Below are 25720 nucleotides of genomic sequence, written 5' to 3' on the forward strand. Positions count from 1 at the left end.
AACCAGACTTTAAATAGTGCACCGCAGAACACCACCTGCGGACTTTGCTAGGTAGAACTGCGCTGCTCTCTGGCTTACAAGTTCTGAACCATCAGCCAATGTCACGCGGCCACCGAGCCATGTCCTGGCTGAGCGATCAGAAGGAGCCGTCAGATGCAAAACACACTGCCAGTAGCACAACTGAAGGAATCCCACGACCTGCACCTGGACCCGGACCAGCCCGGCGCCAGCTTCACCCTGGCCATCGCCCCCTATCCGCGCATGACCAGTGGCGACCGGGTGACCCTGACCTGGCAAGGCTATTTCGATGATGGCTGGGCGGATGATCCCTGGCAGCACAGCTTTACCGTGACGCAGCCCGGACAGGTGTTGAGTACCGGGCTGGACAGCACCTACGTGATATTCATTGCCGGTGGCTATGCCGAGCTTGGCTACCGGGTGCAGTACGCCGATGCCCAACCCAGTGAGGGACAGCGCGACGAGGACCAGGCACCGATGCAGCGGCTCGCTATCACCGCGCCGGCTGCGCCGCTGTTGCCCGCCGCAAGCATCGACGGCCATACCGGCCCGGCTCTGGACCCTGAGGATTTTCCGCAGGGCCTGGTGCTGCGGGTGGCCGCCTGGAACGGCATGCAACCTGGCGATCAGGCATTGCTCTACGCCACCAGCAGCCGGGCCGGGCAGAGCCGGATCCTGGCGCAGCGGGTCGGCCAGGAGCAGGTCGACGCCGGCGCCTTGCTGTTCAGCCTTGCGCCCGACTGGCTGACGGCGCAGCTCGATGCCAGCCTGAGCTTCACCTGGCAATACGCCAGGGCTGGTGCGGCCGGCTCTTCGCACAGCTTGCAAGTGGCGGTACGCGCCGCCTGGCGGCCGGTCGCGCCGATCGTCGTCAACGCGCTGCCGGAACTGAACGACCCACAACCGGGGCGTGGCTACATCGAGGCCATGCTGCTGCGCAGCGGCGCCAAGGTGCGCATCGCCAATGAGGTCGAGCTGGACGCTGGCGACCAGGTGCAAGTGCACTGGCAGGGCTTTGGCAGCACGGGCGATTACCTCGCCGAGCAGGCCGATGCCAGCGATCCACGGCAGTTCAGTATTCCTGCCAGTGCGGTGCCGGCCAACATGGGCAAACGCCTGAATGTGCTGTACCGCGTGAGTCGTGTCGGCCAGCCGCAGGCCACCTCACGGCCCTTCGACCTGCGGGTGGTGGCGGTGCCCAGAACGCAGTTCAGCACCGTGCAGTGCGCCTGCGTCAGCGCCGGGCAACTGAGCCTGGCCTGTGTGCCGGCCGCTGGCGTGCAGGTCACCCTCAATCGCTGGATGTTCATGGCGCCAGGCCAGCAGGTCACGATCCTGGCCGAAAGCAGCCGCAACGAGACGGTGCTGGACGCCGCCGTGGTGACCGACGCGCACCTGCAGGCGGGCAAAGTACTGGCCACTCTGTCGCGCGCCTATCTGCTGGGGTTGGGTAGCGGTGCACGGTTGACCCTGCGCGTGCAGGTCAGCTTCGACGAAGGACATTCCGAGCTTGAATTCCCCAGCCTGGTGTTGACCACGGCCGCCTGACCCACGTCATCGATGCAATCAACAGGAGGCTGCAATGACCAGCCCGTCTACAAGCCGTCTGCTGGACTTGATGCATACCGGCCCGCAAACCCTGGGCTGGGGCGCCATTTTGGCGTTCAGCCGCCATGAGCTTGACACGCTGCTTGAGCAAAGCCAGCTCGCACGCTACGGCCGTGCACTGCACCTTGCGCCGTTCGAGGGGTTTATCGGTGATCACGAAATCGCCGGGCAGTACTTCGACGCCTGCACCTTTGGTGGCGCACATGTGTCGTTAGAGGGGGCTGATCTGCAACAGGACGCGCCGGGCCTGCGGCTGAGCATGAAGGTCAGCGGTGGCCGCCAACTGACCCTCGAACAGGTCCAGGGGCACCTTGAGGTGACCGGCCTGTGGCTGTTCGATGCGCTGCATGGGCCGCAGTTGAGTCTTGAGCTGGCGCTGCACAATGCCCCGCCTGATGCCGACCGTGCCGGGCAGGTGCTGCTCGATCTGCGTGAGGGCAGTGCCCTGCGGTTCGGTTTCAGCGACCTGCCGCAACAGCGCTTTATCGACACCGCATCCTTCGAATGCCTGTTCAAGAGCCTGGACGCTGTGCGAGGCACGTTGCCATTGGTGGGCATCGGTCGGGCCGCGGGGCAGGTGATCGAGCCTGCCCGCTTGAGCATTCGGACCCAGGCTGCGCCACCGGGTCAAGCGCAGAAGGGCGAAGGGGCGTTGCTGCTGTTGGTTGCCATGCACGGGCAGCCCGAGGGCGAGGCACCGGGTGCCGATTTTCCCTGGCTGCTGGCCGATGAGGCGGACGCGCCAAGAGGAACCAGCCTGGTGCTGAGTAACCGGCTGCTGCTCGACACGTTGGTGGGTGCGCAATGGCTGGCCGCGACCAACGGCCTGGCTCGTTGGCAGGTGCTCAGCCAGGCCTCGGGGTTTGTGCGCCTGCAGCCCACTGCGGGGCACTTCAGGCTCAGGCCCGTGGGCTACCACGAGCCGGTCGAAACGCTGTGGGCAACCCCTGCGGTGTACCTCAATGCAGTGGCCCAGAGTTGGGTCGAGGTCGAGGCCGGGCACTTGTACTTCGAGCTGATCGGTCATGTCACCCAGGCAGATACTTCGCTGAACCTGAAAAGCAATCAGCGTCTGTACGCGGCCCTGATTGCCGATTGGCACCTGCGGCTGCGCAGCGGGCTGGCCGTGGACCCGGTGCTGCGTGCGCTTGAACCGGTGTACCCGGCTGCGCCGCAGGTCGAACTCACTTGGCAGCTTGACCCCGACCATCCCCATGACCCGCAGGCATTGCAGGCTGTAGCGCCCAGCGCGGCAGACCGTGACGAGCGGCTGCGTGAGTTTCTGGCTTCGATTTGCACCCAGACCCTGGCCGTAGCTCCGGCACTGCAGACGTTTATCGGGCAAGTGCCGGCGTTTGACGCGCCGGCAGCATTGCTGGCCCAAGAGGTGCTGTTGCCCGGTGACCTGCTCATACGTGCCCAGGTCGGGCCGCCCCGGGCGTGCTTCTGGCTTGATCCGCCGCAGTCACTGCTGGGGCTCGGCGAAAGCCTGCAACTGCGCACCACAACGCCGGGCTTAAGCGGCTTGAACTGGACCGCACACAACCTATTCGATAGCCGCGATGCATGCGGCAGTATTTCCCCGGACGGCCTCTACACCGCCCCTGACCACCTTGAGGGCTCCGGCCTGTCGGTCTGCGTCACGGCCCAGACCGATGACCACAGCGCCTCGGCGCTGATTCAGGTGGTGGCCAACGCCATTACCATCAACCCGGTGGTGCAGATCGTTCAGCGCGGTCAGCGCTGTCTGTTGTTGGCGGCGGCAAGAACGCCGGGGCCACTCACTTGGACGCTGCGCGATGACAGCGCTGGCGGCCGGCTGATACCCGGGCCAGAGGGTGTTTGTGCCTATCAGGCCCCAGACCGCTACCAGCTGCCGGAGTACGGCGTCGACGAAATCATCGTGCGCGATGAACTGACCGGGTACAGCCAGTCGGCGTGGGTCATGACCCTGTTTGCGTCGATGACCCATAGCATCGTGCCCGACTACATGGCTCGGCTTACGACTCGGCTTGCACCCGGCCAGCTCAAGCTGCAGGTGCTGCACGGTGGCAGCAGCCCGGTCCCCAGCCACCAACTGAGCTGGCAAGTGCTGGCCGGCGATGGTGAGGGGGCGGTGGTGGATGCCGACGGCATTTATACCCAGCCGCCGGTGCTGCGCCATCACTTCGTTTTGCTGCTGGCCACTCAGCGTGAACCTGGGCGGGTGTTCAACGGCTGTCTGCTGCTGCCTCTGCCGTTGCTCAATCATCAGCAGACCCCTTCACCCGGTTTGAGATTCAAGGCGGTTTGAACCGGCCTTAACCTTTTCTGCAACAAGAGGACCGCCAACATGGCCGGCTTATCCAAGAGCGAACTGATCAACTGGCTCAAAGAGGGACCCCAGACTCTGGAATGGGGCGCGATTCTGGCGTTCAACCGCAGTGACACCAATACCGTGCTGCTGCAGGAGTACATTCAACGCTTCAGTACCAACAACTACCTGGCACCGGTGCAGGGCTATATCGGCGACAGCGACACCGTCGGCCAGTACATCACCGACTACACCCTGGACTTTCCGCGACTGTCGTTCGAGATCGCCAACGTCGGCAGCAACAGCGCCGATGCCAAGCTGACCATGAAGGTGGTCGGTGGTACCCATGTTACGTTCAAGGATGTTCCCGGCAGCCGGGAGGCCACTCGCGTCGAAGTGGTCGATCCACTCAACGGCCCTGAGCTGAGCCTGGACCTGCAACTGGTGAATGTACCAGGTACGGTGACCCGGGCCGGGCAGGTGGTGCTGGACCTCAGTTCCAGCAGTAATTTCAGCTTGAGCTATTCGGACCACGCGCGTGAACAGCGCCTGGGCGGCGAATTCTTCCAGCAGTTGTTCGAGGGGCTATCCAATGACAAGCGGGTGATGGTGATCAGTGAAGTCAGCAAGCCCGCCAACAGCACCATCAAGCCAGAAAACCTCATTTTGCGCACCCAGGCCGCACCCGGCGCCAAGGTGCGCAATGCCGATAACTACGGCGACGGCGCGGTGCTGGTGTTCGTGGCCATGGAAGGGCAGGCCAACGGCGGTGACCCGGATGAAAGCTTCAAGTACCTGATTCCCAATGACCGTGACAAGAACTACAGCGCCACCTTGCTGTTGGGCAACAGGTTTCTGATGGAGACGCTGACCAAGGAACTACTGGGCCGCGACTACATCGGTACAGGCGCATGGAACTACCAAATTAATAATGAAACCAAATTCTGGAAAATGAACCCTGACGGCGGCAAGTTGCCGGCCAGCAGTTATACCTTCCGCTGGGGCAGTGGAAATTCCAATTCGGGTTCGTTCGACCCGCCGTTCAACTGGGAGCGAGGCCAGGGGCAGTACGTCCATTTCCAGATCAAGGATGGCGCGATTCGTGTTGATTACCAGCGCAACTCCACCAACTATTGCTGCGTCGCCCGCTGCTGGGCTGACGCCGGGCCCATGGATGCGGGAGTGTATGCCGTTATCGACGCCCGAGTGTCCAGAGCTTACCGACTCAATAAGACCTCCCAAGTCATCGAGCCAGAACCCGCCGTAGCAACGCCTGCCCAGCTTCAGCTCGGTATCGCTTCGGACTTTCCTAACCATGATCAGGCCGTCACGCTCTTCAACCAGCAGCGAACGGCCTATCTGGCGCAGAACTTTCAGGATTTACAGTTTTATTTTCCCAAGTTCCTCAGCTATGTGCCGCCCATCGACACCTTTGCGTTGCATTCGTTGCTGTTTCGCAATACCGATGCCGTGGTCCTGGACGATATCGCCTTGCCTGGCGATATGGCCTTGTTCGGCTGGGTTGGCCCGTCGCTGGCCAAATTCAAGGTCAATCCGTTGCAACCGCTGGTGGGCACTGGCGAAAGTCTGGAATTCAGGATCGAGCCGCTGGGTGCGGCGCAGGTGACCTGGTCCGTGCACAACATCCTGGGCAGCGATGAAAACCCCGGCAGTATCAGCAGCGCCGGCCGCTACACCGCTCCGGCCACGATCAAGGGGGCGTTCCTGCGGGTCAGGGTCACGGCCACTGCCGGCAGCTACAGCAACTCGGCGCTGGTATCGGTGGTGGTCAATGACATCACTGTCAGCCCCTTGGTGCAAACCTGCGACGGCGGGCATAGCCGTACCCTGTCGGCCGGCACCCGCTCAGGCACCCTGAGCTGGTCGCTCAAGACCCCGGCCAACGGCGGCCGGCTTGAAGCACTGACGGATGGCAAATACGAGTACACCGCGCCCACCGCAGTAGGTGACAAGGAATTCATTGTCGAAGAGGTTGTGGTGCGCAACCAGGCGACCGGCAAGACCAAATCGGCCTGGATCATGGTGCCGCTGGTCATTCTGCCGCTGGCCGTCCAACGCGACCGTTCAGTGTCGCTGCCTGCCAACCAGACCAAGCTGCTGCTCAAGTCCGGCTCTCACACAATTCCCGACCCTGATGTGCAGTGGCAAGTCGTGGCGGGTGTGGGCTCGGTCAGCAATGGCATTTTTACCGCCCCGGCCACGCTGACGCAGCGTTTTGCCTTGGTGCTCGGCTCTGCCACGGCCTGGGGGCAAACCCAGTATGGCTTTACCGTGCTGCCGCTACCGCTGTTCGACTATCCACAAACCCATAGCTCCGGCCTGGCATTCATGGACGTTTGAGCCCTGCGCGCCGTTTGATTGGAGAAATCAAAGATGAGTAACTCCAGGCAACAATTACTGGCCTACATGCAGCAGGGCGAAACCACCCAGGGCTGGGGCGCGATTTCGGTGTTCGGCCGGGCCCGGCTCAACCGCCTGCTCGAGCAGCAGTTCGTGGCCGGTTTCGATGAGTTCAGTTTCCTGCCGCCGTTCAGCATGGAAAAAATCTACCTCGCCGACGATCAGACTGAGTGGATGCAATTGCACGCGGTGGTGCTCAGCAAGCCGCTGCTGTCGTTCGAAACCGCCTCGCTCAACAACTCCAGCGCTACCCTGACTCTGGGCATCATGGCCGGTACAGTCACCACCTATTCCAAGCCCGTCGGCCAGCCTACCACCCTGGTTTCCAGCTACACACTGGCCGAGCAGCAGGGCTATAGCCTGGTCATGAGCATCAATCTGTCTATGGTGGTCGGCGAGGTCGACCACCGCGGCCGGGTGACCCTCGACCTGCGCAACAGTCTGTCGTTCAAGTGCACCCTGGCCGAGCAGTTGCAGGCGCAGAACCGCATCGGTGAAGCCTTCGAGGGTTTTATCAAGGCGTTGCCACGCCACAAGCGGGTGTTCGAGCTGGGCACCCTGGACCTCAAGGGCTACAACCCCTTGACGCCTACCACCTTTTACATCCGTACCCAGGCGGCGCCGGGGGCCAAGAATGCCAGGGCGGCGAACTACGGTGAAGGCGGGGTGCTGATTTTCATCGCCCTGCGCGGCAAGCCTTCGCCTGGCTACTTTCCGGGTGAAGGCAGTGGTTTTCCGTATTTCATCCCGGATGACCGCGACGGCCAGGGTAATGATCAATATTCTGCGGCCTTGGTGCTGTCGCGGGACATGATCGAACATGTCGAGCAAGAGCGCCTTGATATCCTCAGCAGCTTGCTGTTCCCTGGGGAAAACGTCTTCGTTGAAAGCTCGCGTCATGTGCCTCACGACCTGGTTGTATTCGGCAATATCGACCCGGCTTTGACCAGCATCACTCTGGAGCCGTTGTTCAAGGTCCTGCAGGCCGGTAACCGCCAGACATTTACCGTACGCCAGGCATCGCGCAGCCTCGATGCGGCCAGTGTGCAATGGAGCGTGCGCAGCCTGAACACGCGCAATGCTGCCGGCAGCATTGCCAATGGTGCGTACACTGCAGTTGCTGCTCAGCAATTGGGCAAGCAAACGGTGCGCAATGTGGTGACCGCCGAGTATCGCGACCCGCAAACCGGTGAGCAGCGCCGGGCCAGTGCCTTGGTGTCCGTGGTGTTCGACGCGATCAGCGTGGCCCCGCAGGCTTCGATCCACTATGTGACGGGCGCCCCCAGGCCCATGCGCCTGGCGGCCGCCAGCCTGAGCGGCGCAGAGCTGTCCTGGACCCTGCTCGAACCCCGTTATGGCAGCCTCAGTGGCAGCGGTAATCAGGTGACCTACACGCCACCCACCGAGCTGTCGGGGGCCGAAGGCCTGGCCGTGCAGCGCATCGAGGTCAAGGACACCGGCACCGGGCAGACAACCGAAGCCACGGTGTTGTTGCTGGCCTTTAACCAGTCACTGGCCGTCGATCCTCCCCATGTGAGCGGGGTGGGGCGCAGCGCCCAGGTGCAACTGACCGCGCCGGCCAACATACCGCCCGAGGCCTTGCGCTGGAGCATCGCCAGCGGCCCGGGCAGTGTGACCCCGCAAGGGCTGTTCAGTGCGCCGGCGCAATTGTCGGCGCCGACCAGCGTGGTGCGCTGCGAGGCGCTTAACAATGGCATCGTCTGGATGAGCGGCTACAGCATTATCAGCCTCAGCGACTTCGTCCAGGCGCAGTCGTGGCAGCGCCTGAAAAACTTCCAGCTCACCGCTGCCGCCAATCAGGTCCGCGCCACGGCCAACGGCTACCAGCAGATTGCCGTGGATGTGGAGATCGAAACCGAACCGGTCGATGGTGTCGACTATCCGGTCACCGAAGAGGAGATGAGTAGCCTGACCCTGGTTCATCGTGACAGCGGCCAGGCCTTGGACTACCTGCCCCTGACTCAGGAAGGCATAGAAGGCGATGTGCATTACGACTGGGCGGTCAGCACCCAGCCCAATCGCTTCAATCGGCTCGACGCCATGGCGAGTGCCCCGGCTTATGCCAGTTACCAGGTGCAGGGTGCCATTTCCCGGCGGCGGGTGTTCGTGCACACCAGGGCCAGCAACCCGCAAGTGTTGCATGCCCGTTTCATTGATGAGTGGTTCGCCGAGCACAACTCCAACCAGCGCAGCAATCAGGTGCCCTACGTCATTGAATTGGTGCCGGTAACCCGGCCGACATTCGAAGCCCGTGACTATACCTTTGCGCCCAGACGGGTGGCCGGTGGCGGCAATAACCCGCCGCAGCAGGAAGACTATGACTATTTCCTGATCACCACCGACTACTGGTATCTGGAGTTCACCGGCAAGGACGGCAAGACCGTGCGGTTCATGCGCTGCGAGTTCGAAGCCAACCAGTCGCTGATTCAGTGGGAGAGCCGCCGGGTTAACGAAACCATGTTCAGCTACACCGGCTACCTCTTCAACGACGAGCAAAACCAGCAAGACCCGCGACTGATTCAGTACGACCCACGTCTGGCCAAGTTGATGCCCGGCAAGACCCTAGACCAGAGCCTCATCGCTGGTGAAGAGGTGGGTGAAGGCCAGTTGCTGGTCAGCCTGTTGCGCACTGACGACGTGCGCTACACCAGTTCGGCCGACGCCAGTGCTCTGGAGCAATCGCTCAAGGTCGACCTGCTGGACAAGAACGGCAACGCGCACCGGCTGGCCATTGGTTTTGCCCCGATGGAAGTCGCCGACAGCCGCAATACCTTGTTGCTGAGCGTTCTGTAACCCCATAAGGGCGCGGCCATGCAGTGGGGCCGCGTCATCGGCCATTATTCCTCACTCGAGGTGCAGCATGACTGCCTCTACATCACTGCATTCCAATGCATTCAACTTTATGAGTTTCATTAATGGCGGCGTCGACCCGCGTACCGGTTTGTACACGCTGTCGATCAGCCTGCCGGAGCTGCAAAGCGACGAGCTGGCCGGCCCTGCGCTGCCGCTGACGCTGGTCTTCAATCCACTCAACAATCAGGACTCCGGCTACGGCCATGGTTGGAACCTGCAACTGTCGCAGTACCACCCGGCTTCGCAGATGCTCTCACTCAGCAGTGGCGAGAGTTTCAAAGTGACCGAGCACGCCAACGGCCAGATGCTGATGAAGGAGAAAAAGCTCGACAGCTTTCATGCTGCCGAACTGGTTGGTAATCAGTACCGCATCGCTCACAAGTCAGGCCAGGTGGAGATTCTGCAGGCCATGGGTGGCGACAGCCCGGCATTGCCAGTGGAAATCCGCGCTGCCAACGGGCGTCGCATCAGCCTGAGCTACACCTACTTCAATGGCCAGGCGCTGCTGGCCGAGGTGCGCGATAGCCAGCGCCGTTTGCTGACCCTGGAGCGCTCCGCCAGCGAGGTGGTGTTGACGCTGGACCCTGACCAGTCTGCCGCGAAGTTCACCTTTACCCTGAGCGGTCACGATAACCGGGTGTCGCGGATCACCTTGCCCACTGCCGAGCAGGCCGGCTGGCGCCTGGGCTATCAGGAGCTTGATGGCCTGTTGCATGTGACCGAGCTCTGGACCCCTTCGGGCGCCCACGAGACCCTGCGCTACGATGACGCCGGGCATGCCTTCCCAGGCCAGAGCAGCCGCCCCAATCTGCGTCGGGTAACGCGGCACATCATTGATCCCAGTCCGGTCTCCGGGGCTGATCATGCGCAGCCGGAAAACGCCCAGGTCACGCGCCAGCCGCCCATCGAGGTGGGCTACAGCTATGGCACTGGCACGGTCAACCCGACGCATAACTTTCTGGGCCATAACGCCTCGGGCCTGGTGTGGGAGGACAACGGCCAGGACAACCTCTACAAGATCACTGGCAGCTACTTGTACGGCAGCACCGAAACCCTGTTCGAGGCCGGCCAGGCGCTGCGCACCACCGAGCGCACCTTCAACCGCTTCCATCTGCTGACCGAACAACTGATCATCCAGCGCCGCAAGGCGCAGCGCAGTGCAACCGTTTACCACGCCGATGACCGGCTGAACTTCGACCAGCAACCGGCGTTTTTCCAGTTGCCCGACACCGTGACCGACAGTTGGTACGACCTTGACGACCCCAACCGGGTGCGCAGCGAAACGGTGAAAACCCGCTATGACGGCTTTGGCAATCTGCTCGAAGAAATCAAAGCCAGCGGCCTCATCGAAACCCGCACCTGGTACCCGGCAACCGGTGAGCCCGGCCAGTGCCCGGCCGACCCTGAGGGCTTCGTGCGTCAGTTGGCCAGCAGCACCGTGACCCCTGCGTCGGCCAGCCATGGCGAGGCCGCCCCGGTGCTGCGCCAGCGCTACCGCCATGAGGCCCTGCCAGCGGTCGGGGGCAATGGCCAGCCGTGGCTGGTGCAAACCGAAGAGCGTCTGCTACAGGTGCACGGCAGCAATGAGACCTTGCTGCAAACCGGTGCCTCACGCTATTACAACGCACCGGCCGACAGCTTTAACCACGGCCGGTTGCTGCAAGCGAGCGTCACCCTTAACGGCATCACCAACTTGACCGACTACAGTTACCGGGTCAGCAACGGCCGCGCCGGGGGCACTGTGCTGCACACCACCGAGACCCGCAGCAGCAGCCTGGATGCTGAGCGCAAGGTGATCGAGCTTGAGCAGTCGCTGGTCAATGGCCTGGCGCTGCTGACCCGTGACGACACCGACGTAGAGATTCGCTACCGCTACGATGCGCTGCAGCGGGTGCTGAGCGAAACCGTGGCGCCGGACACCGACTATCAAGCTGCCCGGCAGTATGCCTATGGGCTGGTGGCCGAGACCGGCCAGAGAGCCTGGCAGCAGGTCACGGATGTCAAAGGCGTGGCTGTACGCAGCGAGCTTGATGGCTTGAATCGGGTGGTGGCCGAACAGCGCCAGGATGCTGATGCCGATAATGCCTGGCGGCGCATCTATGCCGCGCAGTATGACAGCCGTGGGCAATTGAGCAGCGAAACCCTGTACGACTGGCTGGGCAGTGACGAGCGCAGCCTGACCACCACATTCACTTACGACGACTGGCAGCAGTCACTGAGCCAGACCGGCCCGGACGGGGTGCTGAGCTTCGAGCAGACCGACCAGGCCGCCAGCCCCACCGGGCCGCTCAAACGCCAGTGGCGGCAGCGCTCGGCCGGCGACACCCGGCGCTATGAGTTGACCGAAACCCAGTTGAACCTGTTCGAAGAGCCTGACTATGTTCAGCGCGATACCCACGACGGGCAAAGCCTGGGCCGGCATCTTTATCACTACGACGGATTGGGGCGGCTGGTCGAAGAAATCGACGCGCTGAGTCATGTCACCGGCTACCGCTATGACGCTTTTGACCGCCAGCTTACGTTGATCCTGCCAGACCAGAACGAGGTGCGCCGGCGCTACGCCGCACACAGCCGCGAGGATCTGCCGGTAAGCATTGCGGTCAATGACGTGGAGCTGGGCCAGCAGGCATTCGACAGCCTGGAGCGCCGCTACCTGTTCACGGTCGGTGGTCGTGAGCAGTCGTACAGCTTCGAGCCGGGACAAACCCGGCCGGCCTCGGTGGTGACCGCCAGCCGGCAGCGGATCGAATACAGCTATGTACCGGCACTGGGTGAAGATCCGCTGGTGCGGCGTATTCCTGCCAGTAACGTCAACGCCAGCTACGAATATGACCCGCAAAACGCCCGGTTGCTCGATTGCAGCGAACAAGGTCAAACGCTGAAGCGTACTTACTACAGCACCGGCGAACTCAAGAGTGAGCAGCGCATTGATGACAGCGGCGAGTATCAGATGCAGTACCGCTACAGCCTGCAGGGCCTGCTGCTGGAATACATCGATGTACTGGGCCAGACCCAGAGCCTCAGTTACGACGCCCATGCCCGCTTGCAGAGCACCGGCCTGGGCCAGACCACCGCGACCTTCCGCTACGACGATCTGGGCCGGCTGGCGCGCATCGATACCGTCGACGACCAGCAGCGTCTGGGCACCGGCCTGGGCTACGACGACCATGGCCGGGAGATCAGCCGCGAATTTGACCTTAACGGCGTGATCCAGACCCTGACCCAAGTGTATGACGACACCGACCAGCTCAAGCAGCGGACCCTCAAGCAAGGCGATACGCTGCTGCGTGACGAGATTTACGGTTATGACCCACGCAGTCGCCTGACCAGTTACCGCTGCAGCGGCAGCCAGTGCCCGGTAGACCCGTACGGCAAAACCATTGCAACGCAGGTGTTTCGCTTCGATACGCTGGACAATTTGACCTTGGTACGCACCACCTTCGCCGGCGGCAGTAACAACGCCGAGTATCACTATGATGGCGATGACCCGGTACAGCTAAGCCGCGTCACCAACAGCCACGCCGATTATCCGGCTCAAATCCTGCTCAGCTACGACGACGACGGCAACCTGATCCGCGACGAACAAGGCCGTACCCTGAGCTACGACGCCCTCAACCGCTTGTTGCAGGTCAGCGGTCCTGCGGGCGACGGGCACTACCGTTATGACCCGCTGGACACCCTCAGCGCCCAGGATGACCAGCAGCGCTTTTACTGCGCCGGGCAACTGAGCACCCTCACCGACGGCCAGCAGGGGCAACACTGGTTATGGGGCGACGACAGGTTGTTGGCCCAGGCCGGACAAGGGCCGCTGGCCACCGACACTGCCAACAGCGTGCTGCATGAAACCGACGCCAGCGGGGCGACAGCCAGCGCCTATACCCCCTACGGCCACCGGAGCCTGCGCCCCCAGGCTGACGGCGGGCCGGCGTTCAACGGACAGTACGCCGAGCCCGCCACCGGATGGCAACTGCTGGGTAATGGTTACCGGGCCTTCAACCCGGTGCTGATGCGCTTTCACAGCCCCGATAGCCTCAGCCCGTTTGCTCAGGGTGGGGTGAATGCGTATGCGTATTGCGAAGGGGATCCGGTGAATGCGAGTGATCCGACTGGGCATTTTTCGGTGCCGGGCTGGAAGTTGCTCAGGCGGCTTTTCGGCTTTGGCCGCAAGGCCAAGGTCGATCCAGTGTCTGTAAGCAATTTTCAGCAGCAAAGCCTGTCGACAGAATTTGCGAAATTTACAGTGCTGGGTACCGTTGATGCACCTAATCCGGTCACACAATTGTCGGGGCCAGAGAAGATTTTCATCGCGCGCAGCTCTGTGGAGAGGAGCGTCAAGACTGTTAAGAGCGCCAGGAGCGTCAAGACGACTGAATTGCCTGCGCCAGCAAAAATACTCCAGGACAGAAAAAGAGCTGCAATGGAGTTACCTCAGCAGCCGATAAAAAAAACCGCCCAACCACCACGCGCGCCACAAAAGTCGGGTCCGGTCATTCCTGACGATGTTGAGTACAAGATAAACCGTATTAAAGAGAAGGCACTCAAGATCAGGGATCCAGACGATTATGATAAGGAGATGCTTAGGATTGAAAAACTCAAGGCTCCCTATATGAGGAGGTGAGTATGGCTACTATTGACTCAGCGTCGTTCGATAAGGCCGTAATATCCGACCTGAACTCCGGCACGCGTCCTGGGTTTAACGGCGAGCTTCACGAACGGCTGTCAGGCTGGCAACTCCTTGGCAATGGTTACCGGGCGTATAGCCCGGTACTGATGCGCTTTCACAGCCCCGATAACCAGAGCCCGTTCGGGGCGGGCGGGGTCAATGCCTATGGGTATTGCCGGGGCGACCCGGTTAACCGAAGTGACTCGACCGGGCATGCACCCATGTTGGGCTTTTTCAAGGGCAAGACTTTTAGGTTTACCCAGCTTCTGGACGGCGACGCACCTGGGTCCGCGCTTTTTTCATTGAGTTCAAAACAGGGTGTCGGTAATGAGTGGGTGCTGATGAGTCGACAGGATCAGCAAGGGTTACTGATGCTGGAGTCTTACACCCGTGACAGTGCACAGGCACTCAACCGGTCAATGAAGGAGATGGCGGAACAAGGCGCAACGAATAGCGGGCTCTATACGTACAAACAAGACTTCATGGTCGATGCCCAAAAACGGCTGGGTATCTATAAAGATGCAGCTCAGGCGCTTGGCTCGACAGATAGCCCCTTACAGATCACTGCTCAAGCACGCCACCATTTGCAACATCACGCGGCAGTGATTGAGCGCCGATATGCTCTGGCAGGCTATATGGGTAAACCCGACCCCAGCTTGGGCCAACTGAGGCACAGACAGGTCAGCCATGGGCCAACCCGCAGTGCTGATCTTCAGGTTGACAGCATCCGGGCAGCGCCTTATCGCAAGCTGAAAGTCCTTTAAGGTTCGGTGCAGGGCGGTATCGATGATGCCGCTCTGCTGGGGCCGATGTAACGTTCAGCCCAACGATACAATCCCCATCTCGATCGCCTTCACCAGTGCCGTACGCATATTGCACACGCCGAACTTGCGGCGAATGTTGCCCTGATGAAAGTTGATCACCGCTTCGCTACGCCCCAGGATCCGGGCGATTTCCCAGGCGGTCTTGCCGCGTATCACCCAGTGCAGGGTCTCCAGTTCCTTGTGGGTCAGCCTGACGGGGAGGGGGGTGTCGCTAGCGCAGCCGTTTGCCGGTTGCTGATTACGGTTCATCGCAAGGTCCTCATCCATGGAAACCTGCGGCCCAGCATAGCGCTGATCATTGCATCTGAAACCTGACAGAAATGACACTGCCTGGCGTGCCAGCCGGTCCGCGGCGAAGGCGCTGGCGGGCGCGCTCGCCGCGCAGCAATCAGCCAGCCACAGCCTGCGCGAGCGGGCTCGCCGCGACCGATTGCGCCGCCGCCACTTCGCCAATCACCAGCACTGCCGGGCTTTGCAGGGCAAATGCCAATGCATCGCGCTGCATGTTGCCCAGGGTGCTGCGGCACTCGCGCTGGTGCGGCAATGAGGCGTTTTCGATCATCGCCACCGGCATGTCGGCACGCATGCCGCCGGCCAGCAACCCCGCGCAAATCCCGCTCAGGCGGGCCACGCCCATATACACCACCAGCGTGGTGCCGCCCTGCGCCAGCGCCTGCCAGTTCAACTCACTGTCATCCTGGGTATGCGCCGTCACCAGCGTTACGCCACGGCTGATGCCGCGCAGGGTCAGCGGGATATCGCATTGGGTGGCCCCGGCAAGGCCGGCGGTGATGCCGTTGACCAGCTCTGCTTCAACGCCGCGTTCACGCAGCCACTGCGCCTCTTCGCCGCCACGGCCAAAAATGCACGGGTCACCGCCCTTGAGCCGTACCACGCACTTGCCCTGCCGGGCATAGCGCAGCATCAGCCGGTGAATGAACGCCTGCGGCGTCGAGCGGCAGCCGCCACGCTTGCCGACCTTGATCACCCGGGCCGCCGGGCAGTGCTCGAGCACCGCCGGGTTGACCAGATCATCGATCATCACCACATCGGCGCAGCCCAGCGCCCGCACCGCCTTGAGGGTCAGCAATTCAGGATCGCCAGGGCCTGCGCCCACCAGCCAGACTTTTGCGCTCATCAGGTATTCCTCATTCAGGGTACGGCGACCAGATTGATCAGGCGTTTTATTTCCGGCACACAAGACCCGCATTGAGTCCCGCAGCCTAATTGTTGTTTGAGTTCATCGAGCCCCAGCCCGCGTTCGATCCCGGCGCTGATCGCGCTCTGGCTGACGTTCATGCAGTTACACAGAACCTTGTCGCGGATCTGGAACGCGCTTTTGCCAGGCTCGCTGCTTAGCGGAGCGAGCATCCAGCGCCGCAGCGGCTGGTCGGCCCGGCCTTCGAGCCACAGGTTCTGCAGCCAGTGCTGAGCCAGGGTTTCGCCGGCCAGGCGCAGCGAGGTTATCCGGTTGTGCTCGATACGGACCCGTTTGCCGACGCCATGTTTGGGGTCGTCGTAGGCAATCACCGGGCCGTGGTCCAGGTTCAGCAGTTGATCGATCTGCGCCAGCAGCGCGGCATCTGGCGGCGCTGGATGCGCAGCGCGGATCACCAGCGCCGCACGCTCGCGGCCGATCAGGCTCAGGCTGGCGTAGCCGAACGCCTCACACAGCGGGCGCAGCGCCTGCAAATGGCGCTGCACGTCACCCTCGATCAGGGCGAACAAGCGCCACGGCAGGTTGGCTCGCTCCAGGCGCACGCCGGCGTGTTTGAGCTCCGGCTGTTTGGACAACGGGTCATAGGCGGGCTGGGTCAACTGGTTGACGCCGCCTTTGAGGAACCGGTCGCCCCAGTGCATCGGCAGGTAGACGTGCCCGGCCCGCAGACTGTCGTCGGCGCTGATGGGCACCACCAGGCTGCCGCGCCGGCTATGCAGTTGCACCAGGTCGCCGTCCTGCAAGCGTTGGCGTTGCATGTCGTCGGGGTTGACGCTCAGTACCGCTTCACTGACATGGCCGAACAGCCGCGCTGCGGTGCCGGTGCGGCTCATGCCGTGCCAGTGGTCGCGCAACCGGCCGGTGTTGAGGGTCAGCGGAAACCGGGCGTCGCGGCGCTCGACCGGGGCTGCATAGGCGTCGCTGACAAAACGCGCCCGGCCTGTCGCGGTCGGGAATAGCCCATCGGCATACAGGCGCGCGGTGCCTGCCGTGGCGCCTTCGGGAAATGGCCATTGCTGCGGCCCGAGCCTGTCGATCAGGTCGCGGCTGATACCTGACTGGTCCAGATCGCGGCCACGGGTCAGTTGCTTGTATTCGTCAAACAGCGACTCGGGGGTCGGGAAGTCAAACAGCGGCGCACTGCCGGGCAGCAGCCGCGCTTGCAGGCGGCGGGCGAAGTCGACAGTGATCGACCAGTCGGCCCGTGCTTCGCCTGGCGCGGCAATCGCCTTGCGCACGTTGGAGATGCGCCGTTCGGAGTTGGTCACCGTGCCTTGCTTCTCACCCCAACTGGCGGCCGGCAACAGCAGGTCGGCATAGTGTGCGGTTTCGGTGGTATGGAAAGCTTCCTGCAACACCACGAACGGGCAACTGGTGAGTGCCTGGCGAATCGCGGTCTGGTCGGGCATTGATTGCGCCGGGTTGGTGCAGGCGATCCACAGCGCCTTGATTGTGCCGTTGCGCACCTGCTCGAACAGGTCCACCGCCGACAGCCCAGGGTTGGCCGGTAGCGCGTCGACGCCCCAGTACTCGGCGACTTCCCGGCGATGCTCGGGGTTGCCGGCTTCGCGGTGGCCTGGCAGCAGGTTGGACAGGCTGCCGGTCTCACGCCCGCCCATGGCGTTGGGCTGGCCGGTCAGCGAGAAGGGGCCGGCGCCGGGGCGGCCGATTTGCCCGGTGGCCAGATGCAGATTGATCAGCGCGCTGTTTTTGGCGCTGCCAGCAGTGGACTGATTAAGCCCCATGCACCATAGCGACAGGAACGCTGGCGCCTGGCCGATCAGCCGGGCGCAGCTGTGCAGGTCTTCGATGCTGATATCGCACAGGCGTGCCACCTGCTCAGGCGTGTAGTCGCGCACCAGGGCCTTGAGTTCGGCAAAGCCTTCGGTGTGCGCCTCGATATAGTCGCGGTCGATCTGCTCGTCCCAGATCAACAGGTGCAGGATGCCGTGAAACAGCGCCACGTCACTGCCACCCTGAATCGCCAGGTGCAGGTCGGCCAGTTCACAGGTGTCGGTGCGCCGTGGGTCGACGACGATGATCTTCATGTCCGGGCGCCGGCTTTTCGCTTGCTCCAGACGCCGGAACAGGATCGGGTGGGCGTAAGCCATGTTGCTGCCGACGATCAGCAGGGTGTCGGCCAGCTCGATGTCCTGATAGTTGCACGGCGGCGCATCGGCACCCAGGCTGCGTTTGTAGCCAACCACGGCCGACGACATGCACAGCCGCGAATTGCTGTCGATATTGTTGGTGCCGACCAGTGCGCGGGCCAGTTTGTTGAAGGCGTAATAGTCTTCGGTCAGCAGCTGCCCGGAAATGTAAAACGCCACGCTGTCCGGGCCGTACTCATGCAGGGTACGGGCAAACACCTGTGCGGCATGATCCAGTGCGCTGTCCCAGTCGGTGCGGCTGCGCGGCAAGCTTTTACCCAGGCGCAGCTCAGGGTACAGCGCCCGGGCCGACAGGTCGCCGGTCAGGTGCAGGCTCGAACCTTTGCTGCACAGCCGGCCGAAATTGGCCGGGTGCGCAGGATCGCCCGTTACACCGTAAATACGTTGGTCATCGTGCTCGATCAACACCCCGCAACCCACGCCGCAGTAACAGCAGGTCGAGGCGGTGGTGCGCACCGGCAGGCTGAGGTCGGTCATGGCTGCATCGCCTGTTCACCAAACATCAGGTGCTGACGGATCGACTCGATCCGGCTGTTGGTACGGATCTGCTCCATGTACCAACTGCCATCGCAGGTGTCGCCGTACAGGCAGGCACCGACCAGCATGTCGTCCTTGATCACCAGCTTTTTGTAGACCCCGCTGATCGGGTCTGAGTAGGTGATGCTTTCGGTGCCTTCGCCACCGAGAAAGTCGCCGGCGGAAAACAGGTCAATGCCCGTCACCTTGAGCTTGGCTGAAGTCACCGAACCCTGATAGCGGGCAAAACCCAGCTGGGCCAGATGATTGGCACAGACCCTGGCCTGTTCGAACAGCGGTGCGACCAGGCCGTAGGCGATGCCGCGATGGCTGACGCACTCGCCGATGGCGTAAATGCGCGGGTCGAAGGTCTGCAAGGTGTCATTGACCAGAATCCCGCGGTCACACGGCAGCCCGGCCTGTTCGGCCAGCGATGTTTCCGGGCGGATGCCGGCGGCCATCACCACCAGATCGGCTGCCACCCGGCTGCCATCGGTGAAGCACACTTCACGAACCCGTCCCTGCTCGTCGCCCAGCAACTCGGCGGTGTGGGCGTTGAGGCAGAAGGTCAGGTTGCGTTGCTCCAGCGCTTTTTGCAGCAAGTCGCCGCTGGTCTTGTCCAGTTGCCGCTCCAGCAGGCTCTTGCCGTGGTGCACGACGGTCACCTGCATGCCGCGCATGGCCAGGCCATTGGCCGCTTCCAGGCCCAGCAGGCCGCCACCGATGATCACCGCGCGGCGATGGGTATTGGCAGTGTCGATCATCTGCTGAGTGTCGGCGATATCGCGGTAGCCGATCACCCCGTCCAGCTCGTTGCCAGGAATCGGCAGCCGGTAGGGCCGGGAGCCGGTGGCGATCAGCAACCGGTCATAAGCGGCTTCAGTGCCGTCGTCGGCAATCACCCGGCGCTTGACCCGGTCGATCTTCACCACCCGCCGGCCCAACAGCAGGTTGATGCCGTGACGGCTGTACCAGTCCAGGTCATTGAGCACGATGTCGGTGAAGTCCTGCTCGCCGGCCAGCACCGGTGACAGCATGATGCGGTTGTAATTGGGATGCGGCTCGGCGCCGAAGACCGTGATGTCATACAGCTCGTCACTGAGCTTGAGCAGTTCCTCAAGCGTCCGAACCCCGGCCATGCCATTACCGATCATCACCAGTTTGAGTTTTTTCATCGGGCCTCCGGGTTACCGCCTGAATGCGTATGAATCCATCGCAAACAAAAAAGCGCCCTCGCCAGTAGCCTGACGAGGACGCCTTTGTCCGCTCCCGTAAACCGGGAAATGCCGCCTTCGCCATTGAAGACCGCACGTAATGTGTGTGTTGTTCAGGTTAATGCAGGGGGCGTGCCATGTGTGCGTTGGCCGGTAAATCGGGGGCTTTCTGGAGTATTGGTCTGTATGGCTGCACCGGCTTGAGGCGCTGTGCACGGATGCGGGGCGTCTTTGGATCTTTGAGTGCTCTCTGTTGGTTTCTGTGGTGTTCATCAGGCCGCCCTGTTTCGTCCTGGCGGACGACCCCCTTTGTTTCGCCGTTGCCGTTGATTTTGATCTTCGAACCGAGATGGCACAGACGACGCGAATCGCGACTTGGGCGCTGGCCGAGGGTAGGTGTCGATTCGGGGGAGAAACCGACAGGGAAGTCGGTTTCAGGTGCGCTGGGCAGGGATGCCCATCGCGCCGGCCCCCGAATCGATGCCGGACGGAGGGAAGTTCGCCCGCAGGGCGGACCCAAGCCAGGAGCAATTGCCTTTGCCTACTTTGGGCAAAACCAAAGTAGGTCGCCCGTCGGGGCGAAACCCGCAGTCCAGACAACCGCGGCAATGATCTGTGTACAAAACGAAAGGCCTTCACGGCTGAAGCCGCGAAGGCCAAACCCCTCACCCATGCAACAGCACAATCGCCGCCACCAGATTGCCCAACAGCGACACCAGCGCCAGGGTCCGCCAGACCTTCAACGGCTCGCGCTCCAGCAACGGTCGGGGCCGTACCGTCATCACCTGCTGCTCACCCTGTTCCAGCTCCAGCAACCACTGCTCAGCCGTCTCATAACGCTGCTGCGGATCCGCCGCCAGTGCCTTGCCCAGATTGCGCTCCAGCCAATCCGGCACATCCGGCCGATACCGGCTGGCCGGCACCGGACTGGCAAAACGCGGCTGCTGAAACGCCTCCACCTCACCATAGGGATACTGCCCGGTCAGCAAGTAATACAGCGTCACCCCCACCGCATACAGATCCTGACGCGCTGAGGGCGCTGCGCCCTGAAACGCCTCCGGCGCCAGAAAACTCGGCGTGCCCGGCAACTCACCGGGCACCTGCGTGGACAGCCCCGGACAAAACGCCAGGCCGAAATCCAGCAGCCGCAACTCACCGTCATCATCGAGCAGCAGATTGTCCGGCTTGATATCCCGATGAATAATGTTGCGCCGGTGCAACAACCCGCTGGCGCGCAACAGCCGTAGCGCCAGATCCTGCCACTGGCCCAAGGGCAACGGGCCGGTCACGCTGAACAACTGCGCAAGCGTGCGCCCCGGATAACGGCGCATCAGGTAGTACAGATGCTGGCGCTGCGGTAATGGTGCCACTTCCGGGAAATGCCGACCGGCCACCCGCCGCAGGAACCACTCCTCCAGCAGCAGCGCCTGACCGGCACCGTCTTCGTCTGCGCGGCTGGCGGGCAGCGTCTTGAGCAACCAGGGCTGACCGTTTTCATCCAGCACCTGATAAAGCAGCGACTGCTGCGAACGGGCCACGAGCCTGTCGACCTGCCAGCCCTCGAACGACTGGCCAGGCTTGAGCTGCGGCGGCAGCGGCCATTGCTGCAACTGGCGCAAGGTGTCGCCAAGGTCGTCATGGCCCAGGCTGTCGACTTGAATCAGCAAAGCGCTGGCATTGTCCTGGCTGCCGGCCAGATGGGCACTGTTGACCAGCGCGGTGACGCACGCCTGCAAGGGCTCTTGGTCGGCCAGGATCGAACGGATCCCGTTGTCGCCCAGCGTCGCCCACACGCCATCGCTGACCAGCAGCAGGCGCTCGCCCTCGCGCAGTTCGCCTTCCAGATAATCCATCACCAGGTACTGGTCCAGACCCAGCGCACGTTTGAGCACGTGGTTCATGTCCGGCTGTTCCCAGACATGCTCTTCGCTGATGCGTTGCAGCGTCCCCGCGTGCCAGCGATAGACCCGGCAGTCGCCGACGTGGGCCAGGGTAAAGCGTCGGCCGCGCAACACTAGCGCGCTCAGTGTGGTCAGCAGGCCGTTGGCCAACAGCCAGCGGTTCTGCGCCAGCAGCAGACGGTCCAGCGATTGGGTGATGCCCCAGGTCTCCGGCGTTGAATAATAGTCCAGGGCCAGTGCCTGAAGCGTGGATTGAGCCGCCAGCGCACCGTCGGCGCACTGGCTGACTCCGTCGGCCAAGGCAAACAAATGGCCCTTGCTGGCCGCCAGCGCCGGCACTGGCGTTACCAGGCGCAAAGCGTCCTGGTTTTCGCTGCGAGGGCCGCTGGCGCTGAACTGCGCACAACTCAATTGCAAGGGCATGGCGTGGCTTATACCCGCGCGGCGGTCACAGCGGCCGAACCCCAGGTGGTGCGCCAGCGGCGCTTGACATTGAGCAGACCAAACCAGGCCAGCACGGCAAGCCCGGCGAACAGCCACAGACCTAACTGGTATTCGCCAGTGTTCTGTTTGATGCTGCCAAGGCCGGCCGCCAGGAAGAAGCCGCCGATCCCGCCGGCCATGCCGATCAGGCCGGTCATCACGCCGATTTCCTTGCGAAAGCGCTGCGGCACCAGTTGGAACACCGCACCATTACCGGCGCCCAGGCCAAGCATGGCGGTAACGAACAGCGCCAGCGCTGCGACCGAGCTGGGCAGGTTGAAGCCCACTGCCGCAATGCCGATGGCCGCGACCATGTACATCGCCGTCAGCGTGCGGATGCCACCGAAACGGTCGGCCAGCGCACCGCCCAATGGGCGCATCAGGCTGCCGCCGAACACGCAGGCGGCGGTGTAGTAGCCGGCGGTGATCGGGTCCAGGCCGTACTGGTCGTTGAAGTAGCCGGGCAGGGCGCTGGCCAGGCCGATGAAGCCGCCAAAGGTCACGCTGTAGAAGAACATGAACCACCAGCTGTCACGGTCGCCGAGGGCCTTGAAGTAGTCGGCCATCGACTTGGCTTTGGCGCGTTCCGGTGCATTGCGGGCCATCAGGCTGAAGGCGATCAGGGTCAGCACCAGTGGAATCAGCGCCAGGCCGAACACGTTGCCCCAGCCGAAACTGGCGGCCAGCACCGGCGCGATCAGCGCGGCCAGTACCGTGCCAGAGTTACCGGCACCGGCAATGCCCATGGCTTTGCCCTGATGCTGCGGCGGATACCATTGCGAGGCCAGCGGCAGCGCGACGGCAAACGATGCACCGGCCATGCCCAGGAACAGGCCCAGTAACAGCGCGTGCTCATAGGTATGAATGCCCAGTTGCCAGGCACACAACAGCGCGACGATCACGATCACCTGGCCGATGATCCCGGCGGTCTTGGGCGACAGTTGATCGGCCAGCATGCCCATCACGAAGCGCAGCACCGCACCCGCCAGAATCGGCGTGGCGACCATCAGGCCGCGTTGCTGGGTGGTCAGTTGCAGGTCAGTGGCGATCTGCACCGCCAGCGGGCCGAGCAGGTACCAGACCATGAAACTCAGGTCGAAGTACAGAAAGGCTGCGAAAAGGGTCGGTTTATGTCCGGCCTTCCAGAAACTTGTATCCATTGCACACCTCATCATCTGCCAGAAGGAGTTCGTCGAGGGTCTTGGCCGCGACGTGGAAGTTGTCAGGGGTGAGTGCGCGATTAGCCGGCGGCTCACCCAACCCCGTCACCGGGGCCTGAAGGGCACCTCTAAAAACTACCTGCGTTGCCATCGCGTTGTTGAAATCAGGCTCAAAATGCTCATTTACAACCCGTAAAGTCGTGCGCGACTCCGACCGTTTCTCGCCTGATTTCGCCTAGCGCTGACTGCCTCGCCTACGTTTTTAAAGGCACCCTGAACGCAAAAGACGCCGCATCTCGGTTCGCTGCGTAGCGAAGGGAGAGGGCGACGTCTTTGTCGTATGTAAGGGGGCAACCGCCGTTGGCTACCTGCACAGAGGTATTAGCAAGACCTGGGCCAAATCCATGAGCGCCCGGTAGGATCGGCTTGAGCCGCGAATAACGCTGTCTGTGACCTTTATTCGCGGCTCAAGCCGCTCCTACGGATGCTTAAACGCTCCATTGCAGCGCGTCGGGCGGGTGGTATGGTGCATTTCGGGTCGTAACTGCTCTTAGCCCAGCATCTCGCTCATGGCGATGATCTGTTCGGCGACCTGAATCAGCTTTTGCTGGCGGCTCATGGCCTGGCGGCGCATCAGGGTGTAGGCCTCTTCTTCGTTGCAGTGCTTCATTTTCATCAGCAGACCCTTGGCCTGTTCGATGCGTTTGCGTTCGGCCATCTGCTGGTCGCGGGCCAGTAGCTGGGCGCGCAGTGCCTGGTCGCTTTCGAAGCGGGCCATGGCCACGTCGAGGATCGGTTGCAGGCGCGGGGCATCAATGCCCTCGACGATATAGGCACTGACCCCGGACTTGATCGCCTGACGCATGACGCCTGGGTCGTGTTCGTCGGTGAACATCACGATCGGCCTCGGCTGATCGCGGCTGACCAGCACCACTTGTTCCATGACGTCGCGGCCGGGGGATTCAGTGTCGATCAGAATCACGTCCGGGCGTAATGCGTCGACCCGCGCCGGCAGGTCGATGCTCAGGCCGGACTCATCGATCACTTCGAAACCGGCCTCACTCAGCGCGGCCTTGAGGCGGCCGACTTTTTTGGCTGTGTCATTGATCAGCAGGATACGCAACATGCTCGGCTGCCTCTCAGTAAGCGGCGACGGCAGGGCTGCCATCGACCCTGGCGTGGAGGGCAAAGCTGCGGGCATAAGCGGCCGGGTCGCTGCCGTCCCAGATCCGGCCGTCGATCAACTGGCTGCTGCGCATCTGCGTGTTCGGCACGGCAATGTCCAGCGCTTCGGCGGCCTGACGGTAGAGGTCAAGGCGGTGAACCTGGCGGGCGATGGCCAGGTAGTCGGGGTCCTCGCGCAGCAGGCCCCAGCGGCGGAACTGGGTCATGAACCACATGCCATCGGACAGCCAGGGGAAGGTCACCTGGCCATTACCGAACAGCTTCAGCGGGTGGCTGTCTTGCCAGCTGTTGCCCAGGCCATCTTCATAATGACCGAGCAAGCGCGGCTCGATGCAATCTACCGGGGTATCCAGGTAGTCAGCATCGCTGAGCAACTGCGCGGTGCTGCGGCGATTCTCGACGCTCTGCTCGATGAAGCGGCTGGCTTCCAGCACCGCCATGGTCAGGGCGCGAGCGGTGTTGGGGTTACGCTCGGCGAATTCCTGGGTGCAACCCAGCACTTTGCCGGGATGGTCGGGCCAGATTGACTGGCTGGTGGCCAGGGTGAAGCCCAACTGTTGTTTGATCGCGCTGGCGCCCCACGGCTCACCGACACAACAGCCGTCAATCCGCCCTGCCTTGAGGTGCTCGACCATCTGCGCCGGTGGCACCACCACACTGTCGACGTCTGCCAGTGGATGAATGCCTTGGCTTGCCAGCCAGTAATAAAGCCACATGGCATGGTTGCCGGTGGGGAAGGTTTGGGCGAAGGTCATGCGCGCGCCATTATGGTGCGCGCGTTGTTCCAGTGCTTCAGGACTGGTCACGTCAGCCTGCTGCAACGCGCTGGACAGGTTGATGCACTGGCCGTTCTGGTTCAGCCCCATCAGGATCGCCATGTCGGCACTCGCGCCGCCGCTGATCCCCAGTTGCATGGCATATACCAGGCCGTAAAGGCTGTGGGCGGCCTGCAACTGGCCGCTGAGCAACCGGTCGCGCAGGCTTGCCCAGGACGGTTGGCGGTGCAGGTTGAGGGTCAGCCCGTAAGGCTGGGCGAACCCTTGGGTCGCGGCCACGACCAGCGAAGCGCAGTCGGTCAGGGCCATGAAGCCTATGTCGATGCTGTTCATTTCCGGGGCATCGCTGCCCGCCACCCAGTCCAGGGCGTTGCTTGCTCGAGGGATCATCGGT

At 62.6% G+C, this 25720-nt stretch carries 13 protein-coding genes and 1 pseudogene; 6 read left to right on the forward strand and 8 right to left on the reverse strand.

All coding sequences use genetic code 11. The features are described 5' to 3' along the window. Positions 1 to 153 precede the first annotated feature (153 nt). From NRB16_RS06705 to NRB16_RS06730, 6 genes are all read left to right on the forward strand, one after another. On the forward strand, positions 154 to 1566 hold the full coding sequence (locus NRB16_RS06705) for a hypothetical protein (protein ID WP_257105768.1): 1413 nt from the start codon (positions 154 to 156) through the stop codon (positions 1564 to 1566). A 34-nt stretch (positions 1567 to 1600) separates the two neighbouring features. Next, positions 1601 to 3919 carry a hypothetical protein gene (locus NRB16_RS06710; RefSeq protein ID WP_257105769.1) on the forward strand — a complete coding sequence of 773 codons (2319 nt, stop codon included), beginning with the start codon at positions 1601 to 1603 and terminating at the stop codon, positions 3917 to 3919. A 39-nt stretch (positions 3920 to 3958) separates the two neighbouring features. Beyond that, positions 3959 to 6280 carry a hypothetical protein gene (locus NRB16_RS06715; protein ID WP_257105770.1) on the forward strand — a complete coding sequence of 774 codons (2322 nt, stop codon included), beginning with the start codon at positions 3959 to 3961 and terminating at the stop codon, positions 6278 to 6280. A gap of 33 nt (positions 6281 to 6313) precedes the next feature. After that, positions 6314 to 9154 carry a hypothetical protein gene (locus NRB16_RS06720; protein WP_257105771.1) on the forward strand — a complete coding sequence of 947 codons (2841 nt, stop codon included), beginning with the start codon at positions 6314 to 6316 and terminating at the stop codon, positions 9152 to 9154. Positions 9155 to 9263: 109 nt separating this feature from the next. Then, positions 9264 to 13832: an RHS repeat domain-containing protein gene (locus NRB16_RS06725; RefSeq protein ID WP_257105772.1), complete on the forward strand. Its 4569-nt coding sequence runs from the start codon at positions 9264 to 9266 to the stop codon at positions 13830 to 13832. Between the two features lie 2 nt (positions 13833 to 13834). Then, positions 13835 to 14641, forward strand: a complete 807-nt coding sequence (locus NRB16_RS06730) for an RHS repeat-associated core domain-containing protein (protein WP_257105773.1) — start codon at positions 13835 to 13837, stop codon at positions 14639 to 14641. Positions 14642 to 14695: 54 nt separating this feature from the next. On the opposite strand, the gene NRB16_RS06735 is transcribed toward NRB16_RS06730, so the two are convergent. From NRB16_RS06735 to NRB16_RS06770, 8 genes and pseudogenes are all read right to left on the reverse strand, one after another. Beyond that, the gene (locus NRB16_RS06735; RefSeq protein ID WP_306456382.1) at positions 14696 to 14968 is read right to left on the reverse strand and encodes a helix-turn-helix domain-containing protein; all 273 of its coding nucleotides are present in this window, start codon (positions 14966 to 14968) and stop codon (positions 14696 to 14698) included. 121 nt (positions 14969 to 15089) lie between these two features. After that, the gene (gene cobA, locus NRB16_RS06740) at positions 15090 to 15839 is read right to left on the reverse strand and encodes a uroporphyrinogen-III C-methyltransferase (protein WP_045490210.1); all 750 of its coding nucleotides are present in this window, start codon (positions 15837 to 15839) and stop codon (positions 15090 to 15092) included. A 14-nt stretch (positions 15840 to 15853) separates the two neighbouring features. After that, entirely contained in the window at positions 15854 to 18568 is a 2715-nt protein-coding gene (locus tag NRB16_RS06745; protein ID WP_257105774.1) for a nitrate reductase, read from the reverse strand. Positions 18569 to 18573: 5 nt separating this feature from the next. Then, a pseudogene (locus NRB16_RS06750) lies at positions 18574 to 19782 on the reverse strand (NAD(P)/FAD-dependent oxidoreductase); the annotation flags it as partial. Between the two features lie 704 nt (positions 19783 to 20486). After that, on the reverse strand, positions 20487 to 22145 hold the full coding sequence (locus NRB16_RS06755) for a bifunctional protein-serine/threonine kinase/phosphatase (RefSeq protein ID WP_253140452.1): 1659 nt from the start codon (positions 22143 to 22145) through the stop codon (positions 20487 to 20489). A gap of 8 nt (positions 22146 to 22153) precedes the next feature. Continuing rightward, positions 22154 to 23365: a NarK/NasA family nitrate transporter gene (locus NRB16_RS06760; RefSeq protein ID WP_045490216.1), complete on the reverse strand. Its 1212-nt coding sequence runs from the start codon at positions 23363 to 23365 to the stop codon at positions 22154 to 22156. Positions 23366 to 23915: 550 nt separating this feature from the next. Further along, the gene (locus NRB16_RS06765) at positions 23916 to 24491 is read right to left on the reverse strand and encodes an ANTAR domain-containing response regulator (protein ID WP_253110616.1); all 576 of its coding nucleotides are present in this window, start codon (positions 24489 to 24491) and stop codon (positions 23916 to 23918) included. 13 nt (positions 24492 to 24504) lie between these two features. After that, positions 24505 to 25716 (reverse strand): CmpA/NrtA family ABC transporter substrate-binding protein, encoded by a 1212-nt coding sequence (locus tag NRB16_RS06770; RefSeq protein WP_257105775.1) that lies wholly within the window; start codon positions 25714 to 25716, stop codon positions 24505 to 24507. Positions 25717 to 25720: the final 4 nt, after the last annotated feature.

The sequence above is a fragment of the Pseudomonas sp. LJDD11 genome (assembly GCF_024584215.1).
Classification (GTDB): domain Bacteria; phylum Pseudomonadota; class Gammaproteobacteria; order Pseudomonadales; family Pseudomonadaceae; genus Aquipseudomonas.

Bases quoted from the DNA above. Each gene is read 5' to 3' on its own strand.
- NRB16_RS06755 (WP_253140452.1), bottom strand. From the start codon at position 22,145: ATGCCCTTGCAATTGAGTTGTGCGCAGTTCAGCGCCAGCGGCCCTCGC.
- NRB16_RS06770 (WP_257105775.1), bottom strand. From the start codon at position 25,716: ATGATCCCTCGAGCAAGCAACGCCCTGGACTGGGTGGCGGGCAGCGAT.
- NRB16_RS06735 (WP_306456382.1), bottom strand. From the start codon at position 14,968: ATGGATGAGGACCTTGCGATGAACCGTAATCAGCAACCGGCAAACGGC.
- NRB16_RS06715 (WP_257105770.1), top strand. From the start codon at position 3,959: ATGGCCGGCTTATCCAAGAGCGAACTGATCAACTGGCTCAAAGAGGGA.
- NRB16_RS06760 (WP_045490216.1), bottom strand. From the start codon at position 23,365: ATGGATACAAGTTTCTGGAAGGCCGGACATAAACCGACCCTTTTCGCA.
- NRB16_RS06765 (WP_253110616.1), bottom strand. From the start codon at position 24,491: ATGTTGCGTATCCTGCTGATCAATGACACAGCCAAAAAAGTCGGCCGC.
- NRB16_RS06730 (WP_257105773.1), top strand. From the start codon at position 13,835: ATGGCTACTATTGACTCAGCGTCGTTCGATAAGGCCGTAATATCCGAC.
- cobA (WP_045490210.1), bottom strand. From the start codon at position 15,839: ATGAGCGCAAAAGTCTGGCTGGTGGGCGCAGGCCCTGGCGATCCTGAA.
- NRB16_RS06725 (WP_257105772.1), top strand. From the start codon at position 9,264: ATGAGTTTCATTAATGGCGGCGTCGACCCGCGTACCGGTTTGTACACG.
- NRB16_RS06705 (WP_257105768.1), top strand. From the start codon at position 154: ATGCAAAACACACTGCCAGTAGCACAACTGAAGGAATCCCACGACCTG.
- NRB16_RS06745 (WP_257105774.1), bottom strand. From the start codon at position 18,568: ATGACCGACCTCAGCCTGCCGGTGCGCACCACCGCCTCGACCTGCTGT.
- NRB16_RS06710 (WP_257105769.1), top strand. From the start codon at position 1,601: ATGACCAGCCCGTCTACAAGCCGTCTGCTGGACTTGATGCATACCGGC.
- NRB16_RS06720 (WP_257105771.1), top strand. From the start codon at position 6,314: ATGAGTAACTCCAGGCAACAATTACTGGCCTACATGCAGCAGGGCGAA.